The organism is uncultured Mailhella sp., assembly GCF_944324575.1.
GTDB lineage: Bacteria > Desulfobacterota > Desulfovibrionia > Desulfovibrionales > Desulfovibrionaceae > Mailhella.
This window is the reverse complement of sequence record NZ_CALUWV010000122.1, coordinates 1-5,767: the sequence shown is the minus strand read 5'-3', so window position 1 is coordinate 5,767 and position 5,767 is coordinate 1. Positions and strand designations below refer to the sequence as shown.

At 64.0% G+C, this 5,767-nt stretch carries 5 protein-coding genes and 1 pseudogene; all 6 read right to left on the bottom strand.

Annotated features, from left to right (window positions below):
* Nucleotides 1-518 precede the first annotated feature (518 nt).
* Nucleotides 519-1,289 (bottom strand): tRNA (adenosine(37)-N6)-threonylcarbamoyltransferase complex dimerization subunit type 1 TsaB, encoded by a 771-nt coding sequence (tsaB, locus tag Q0J81_RS10240; RefSeq protein WP_294447648.1) that lies wholly within the window; start codon nucleotides 1,287-1,289, stop codon nucleotides 519-521.
* Entirely contained in the window at nucleotides 1,290-2,384 is a 1,095-nt protein-coding gene (rseP, locus tag Q0J81_RS10235) for an RIP metalloprotease RseP (RefSeq protein WP_294447646.1), read from the bottom strand.
* A 179-nt stretch (nucleotides 2,385-2,563) separates the two neighbouring features.
* Entirely contained in the window at nucleotides 2,564-3,820 is a 1,257-nt protein-coding gene (dxr, locus tag Q0J81_RS10230) for a 1-deoxy-D-xylulose-5-phosphate reductoisomerase (RefSeq protein ID WP_294447645.1), read from the bottom strand.
* A gap of 142 nt (nucleotides 3,821-3,962) precedes the next feature.
* Entirely contained in the window at nucleotides 3,963-4,790 is an 828-nt protein-coding gene (locus tag Q0J81_RS10225) for a phosphatidate cytidylyltransferase (RefSeq protein WP_294447644.1), read from the bottom strand.
* Nucleotides 4,783-5,512 (bottom strand): annotated as a pseudogene (gene uppS / locus Q0J81_RS10220) (polyprenyl diphosphate synthase). Before uppS ends, Q0J81_RS10225 begins: the two are co-directional and overlap by 8 nt.
* Nucleotides 5,513-5,618: 106 nt before the next feature.
* Nucleotides 5,619-5,767 (bottom strand): ribosome recycling factor (locus Q0J81_RS10215; RefSeq protein WP_294447649.1); only part of this gene is annotated, 149 nt, incomplete at its 5' end.

Sequence of the window (5,767 nt, the reverse complement as noted above, 5' to 3'; positions counted from 1 at the left end):
GGAAGGCCTGGCGGGCTCTTTTCGGGCTGCAAACTCAGTGCAGGCGTGCGCGGCTGCGCCCGCCTGCGGCTGGCCGACCGGTGTTTCGCTTCGCGAAAGCACCGGTGTTGTTTGTAGGGATTTCCAGATTTTTTAAGGGGAGAGCGCTGGTTCAACGCTCTGGAAAACCGTCGCTGCCGGAGGAATAACCGTTTCTCAACGCTCGGGGGCCCCGGGCGACCTCAGGAGCCCGGCCGACGGGCATAAGCAGGCGGGATTCACTCCCGCCGTTAAACGCCATGCCCGTCGTACAAGTCCCGCGTCCGTACAGCGTGTCCGGGGCAGACGGGCGTTTGCGCTACTTGGGAGAAGGAAAGAAAAGGAATGGCAAGAGAGGAAGCAGGCAGGGGCAGGGGACAATGTTCACGCCACGACATGAGTGCGGGACGGGCCCGAGAGGGCTCGTCCCGCAAACCATGGGGGTGCGGGGGAGATTATCTCCCCCGCTGCCTTTCCTGTCATTCTGCCTTTCCTGCCTTTCACTCAGCGAGGGGGGCGTGGGTGAGGCGTTCGAGTTCCTGGTGGGCGAGTTCAGGGGTACGGCCCTGGGCGCGGGCGATGGCGTCGAGGTTTTCGACGGCGTCGCAGTCGCGCATATAGAGGGGGGGGATATCGGACTCGTTCTGGTCGTCCCAGGGTCGGGTCTGTTCCGTGGCGGGGGGGGCCGCGAGGGTGGGGGCGTTATGGTTTGCGAGCAGTCGGGCGGAGGGGGGCAGGGCCGCCTTCAGGCAGTCGAGGTTGCTGGTGAGGGCGCTGCCGATGACGAAGTTCGGCGTTCCGAGGTTTGTGCCTTCGGGCAGCGGGGGCAGGGGCAGCAGGAAGGTATGGCCTTCGGGCTGGGGGATGCCGTTTTCATCGGCGCGGAAGCGGGCGACGTAGGCGAGGCCCTTGCGGGCGTTGGTAAGGGCGAGGATTTCTTCGCAGGGCAGGGCCGGGGCGTTGGCGGCGAGGCATTGCAGGTAGTTGAGTCCTGCCTGTTTTGCGCTCACGGCTCGGGCGAGGCCTGAGGCGGTGGTGAGGCCGATGCGCAGACCGGTGAAGTTGCCGGGGCCGGCCACGCAGGCTATGCGGCGAATGGCCGAAGGGGTGACGCCGAGGCGGGCGCAGGATTCGCGCAGGGCCGGAGCGAGCAGTTCGGTTCCGCCGCGCTGGGCGAGCCAGTCCTCGCCGCAGAGCATGGCGCCGTTTTCGCAAAGCGCGAACTGGACGCGCTTTTCCGCCGTATTGAGAATAAGAGTAAGTTCACGCATTTATTTGAACCAGCGCATGACGTCGTTGAAGGTGGCGAAGATCATGAGGGCGATGAGCAGGCTTGCGCCCACGCGCATGGACCATTCCTGCACCTTTTCGGGCACGGGACGGCGAACGATGATTTCCACAATGCAGAACAGTATGGCTCCGCCGTCCAGCACGGGAATGGGGAAGAGGTTGAGCAGGCCGAGGTTCACGCTGATGAGGGCGGTGAGCAGAAGCAGCGGCACGATGCCCGCCTCTGCCTGCTGGCCGAGCATCTGGGCGATGAGTATGGGGCCGCCCACGGAATCGGCGGCCACGGAACCGGTGATCATCTTTTTTACGCCGGTGAGGGTAATGTCGATCATGTTCCAGGTCTGGCGCAGTCCGAGGACGGCGGATTCCGCGAAGCTCTTGGGTTCGTAGCGCACCGCGCCCGAGGCCTGAACGCCGATGAGCCAGGCGGTTTCCTTTTCGCCGAAGATGTTGGCGCGTTCGCTTCTGGTGGGAGTCATGTCGAAGCTGAGGGGCCTGCCGTCGCGCAGAACGTCCACGCGGAGGGTACGGCCGCCGGAGGCTCCCACGGTTTCGGGAACCTGCGACCAGCGGTCGATGGCGACGCCGTCAATGGCGGTGATCATGTCGCCGGGCAGCATGCCCGCCTGCATGGCCGCGCTGCCCTGCACGATGGCGCCTGCCTGCGGCAGCGGCACGGCAAGGCCGGTGGAGAGGGTGAGGCCCCAGTAGATGAGCCAGGCAATGACGATGTTCATGAACGGACCGGCAAAGGCGATGATGAGCCTCTGCCATGCGGGGCGGTTGTTGACCGCTTCTTCCTGTGTGAATCCGAGGCTTTCCACCTCGTTGCTGTATTCGCCCACGCCCGACACGTAGCCGCCGAAGGGCAGCCAGGAGAGCCGGTATTCGGTCTTGCCGCGCTTGAAGCTGCACAGTTTCGGCCCCATGCCGATGGAAAAGGTGATGACGCCTACCTTGAACGCACGGAAGGCGAGAAAATGCCCGAGTTCATGAAAGAAAATGAGTCCGCCGAACACCAGCACCACGGCCAGCGCGGCGTCCCAGTAGGAAAGATAGTGAAGTAGTGACTGCATGGTATCCCGATGGGGCCGGACGGATGCCGCCCCGTTGAGGTTGAACGTGCCGCAGCGTGGCGCGCTTTTCTGCGCCTGTGCGTGTGCGGCCCGTTTTACTGTCGTCCCTGCCGGTACGCAGGCCGGACGGAACGGCGTTTGCCGGGCCCTCGGAAGGGCGTGCGGCTGCGGGTTTCTGTTCAGGCCTGCCAGAGCCTTGCACGGTCTCGCGCGGCGGCGTCGGTTTTTTCCACGGACTCGAGCGCGCGGGCGACCTGCGGGGCAAGGGGGCCTTCGGCGAGCTCGAAGTTCTGCACATCCGAGGCGTCGTCGAGAATGTCGCGCACCAGCGCCGGAATGTCGGTAAAGCCGATGTTTCCGGCAAGGAAGCGTTCCACGGCCACCTCGTTGGCCGCGTTGAGCTCCACGGTGTGGCCCTGGGCAAGGGCGCGTCGCGCAAGGTCGAGGCAGGGGAAGAGGTCGAGGCGCGGCTCTTCAAAGGTGAGGCTTCCCTCCCTTGCGAGATCGAGCGCGCTGATGCCCGTGACTCTTCCATCGGAAAGATAAGGCCAGGAAAGGCATCCGGCAATGGGCACGCGCATGTCGGGCACGGCAAAATGTCCCATCATGGCGCCGTCGGCAAGTTCCACGAGGGAATGCACGATGGACTGAGGATGCACCACCACGACAACGTCTCTGGCGGGCACGTGATAGAGATGGCAGGCTTCGATGATCTCGAGTCCCTTGTTCATGAGCGTGGCGGAATCTATGGTGATTTTTGCGCCCATGGACCAGTTGGGATGTTTGAGGGCATCTTCCGGACGCACGGTTTTGAGGAAGGCGGCGTCCTTTGTGCGGAACGGGCCGCCCGAAGCCGTGAGCATGAGGCGTGCGATGTCGTTTTCGCCTCGGCCGACCATGCCTTCAAACAGGGCGAAATGTTCCGAGTCCACGGGGAGTATGACCGCGCCCGTGCGGCGGCAGATGTTGCGGATGAGCTCTCCGGCGAGCACCAGCGATTCCTTGTTGGCAAGGCAGATGGTCTTGCCTGCAAGGGCAGCGGCCACGGTGGCGCGAAGGCCTGCCGCGCCCACCTGAGCCGAGAGCACCATGTCCACGTCGGCGAGAGAGGCGAGGGCGGCGTAGCCTTCCTTGCCCCAGAGTATTTCCGGCCGGTAGCCGGAGGGAAGACGCGAGGCAAGGGCGTCCACGCCGTGGGGGCCGTCCTTTTCCAGCACGGCAAGGAAGGGCGGACGCCATTCTTCGGCCTGCCTTGCGAGCAGCTCGACGTTCCGTCCCGCGGCAAGCGCCCGAACCTCGAAGCGGCCCGAGTCGCGCCAGGCGTCCAGCACGCGCAGGGTGCTTGTGCCTATGGAGCCGGTACAGCCCATGAGGGCCACGCGGCGGGGAAAGGGCAGAGCGTCGTTTTCGCCGGGAATGCTGCTGATGTACTTCATGAAGGGGGACTCTTGCTGAAAAGATGGGGCAGGGCGGACAGAGGAAAACATCTGTCCGGTTTCCCGAAAAAGGGCGTTTTCCGAACGGGCCGGAAAACGCCGGAGAGGTCTGTAACAGCGCGTCGACAGCGTTTGCCTGTGTTTACTGGGCGGCCTGCGCGAAGAACGGATACAGGGCCGAGGCCACGGCGTAGACGCCCACGCAGAAGGAAATGCTGTCGAGCCGGTCGAGCACGCCGCCGTGACCGGGCAGAAGACGGCTGGAATCCTTGACGTTGACGGCGCGTTTCAGGGCGGATTCAAAGAAGTCGCCGAGCTGAGCCATGATGCCCATGACCGCGCCGAGCGCGGCAAAGGCGTAAAGCGGCGCGCTGCCGAAGGCAAGACCCATGGCGCAGGAGACGATAACGGCGGCCAGAAGGCCGGCTATGGAGCCTTCCACGCTCTTTTTGGGACTCACGCCGGGCCAGATGGCATGCTTGCCGAAGCTCACGCCCGCAAAGTAGGCGGCCATGTCGGAAGCGGCGGGCAGAAGCACCACAAGGAGCTGTTCCCAGCGGGAAAAATGCATGGCCGGGGCAAGCAGCAGCGGAACGTAGGCGAGGCCGCATACCATGACGGCGGCGCGGCGCAGAGGATCGAGCGTTTTTTCCCGGCTCCAGGCAACAAGCGCGTAAATGGCCGTGATCATGGCGCAGAAGGCCATGGCGAGGCCTGCCGGAAGGGAGGGCAGCGCCGCACAGGCGGCAAGGTATGCCGCGCCGAGCAGAAGGCCGAGAATTTTCATGCCCCATCCGCCCTCGGGCTGGAACAGAAAGAGAAATTCGCCCAGACCCACGAGGGCGAGAACGCCGACAAGGCCGGAAACGTACCAGCCGCCCATGACCCACGCGGCGATGAGAACGGCCGCGAGCACGGCCGCCGTGATGAGCCGCAGGCCGAGTCCCGCGGCGCGAAACTTGTCATTCATGATTTCTTCCTTCTGTTGTCGTCTGTCCGCCGACCTGTTCGCCGGTTCTGCCGAAACGGCGGGTGCGGCAGGCGTAGCTGTCGAGGGCTTTCGTCAGCTCTTCCGGGCCGAAGCACGGGGCTGAAATAGAATTCTGCATATGCGCTCTGGAAGAGCAGAAAGTTGCTGAGGCGCTCCTCGCCGCTCGTGCGAATGATGAGATCCGGATCCGGCATGCCGGGAGCGTAGAGAAAGGAACGGAAGATATCTTCCGTGAGCTCCTCGGGCCTGAGATGCGCGGCAAGCGCCTGACGCGCGGCACGGAGTATTTCTTCCCGTCCGGAATAGCTGATGGCGAGCGTGAACACCATGGAGCGGTTGTCGGCCGTCTTTCTGAGCGCGTGATCGAGCGCCTGACGCACGGCAAAGGGCAGATCCTTCCTGTCGCCGATGAAGGCGAGACGTATGTCTTCCTTCATGAGCTCGGGCAGCTCCTGACGCATGAAGCGCAGAAACAGCTCGAAAAGAAAGCTCACTTCCTTTTCGGGCCGCTGCCAGTTTTCCTTGGAAAAGGCATACACGGTGACGTACCCTATGCCCCTGCGCCGGCATTCGCGCACCAGCGTGCGCACGGCGTCCACGCCGGCGAGATGTCCTTCGGAGCGGGCGAGCCCCCGTTCTCTGGCCCATCGGCCGTTGCCGTCCATGATGACCGCAATGTGCTGCGGCAGTCGTTGTTCCATGCGCCTTTCCACGTTGATGCGGGGCCGCTTCTCCGGCTTCCCGCCCGCATGACGCGGAAGGCCCGCTTGGCTCCGGCGTTTCTGCCGGACGCGGGCCTTCACGTCGTCAGATTTCCATGATTTCCTTTTCCTTGGCCTGGGCCTTGGCGTCGGCCTTCTTTACGAAGGCGTCCGTGAGCTTCTGCACGTCGTCCATGGCCTTCTTCAGCTCGTCGGCGGAGATTTCCTTGTCCTTCTCCAGCTTCTTGAGCGCGT

Bases quoted from the DNA above. Each gene is read 5' to 3' on its own strand.
- tsaB (WP_294447648.1), bottom strand. From the start codon at position 1,289: ATGCGTGAACTTACTCTTATTCTCAATACGGCGGAAAAGCGCGTCCAG.
- dxr (WP_294447645.1), bottom strand. From the start codon at position 3,820: ATGAAGTACATCAGCAGCATTCCCGGCGAAAACGACGCTCTGCCCTTT.
- rseP (WP_294447646.1), bottom strand. From the start codon at position 2,384: ATGCAGTCACTACTTCACTATCTTTCCTACTGGGACGCCGCGCTGGCC.
- Q0J81_RS10225 (WP_294447644.1), bottom strand. From the start codon at position 4,790: ATGAATGACAAGTTTCGCGCCGCGGGACTCGGCCTGCGGCTCATCACG.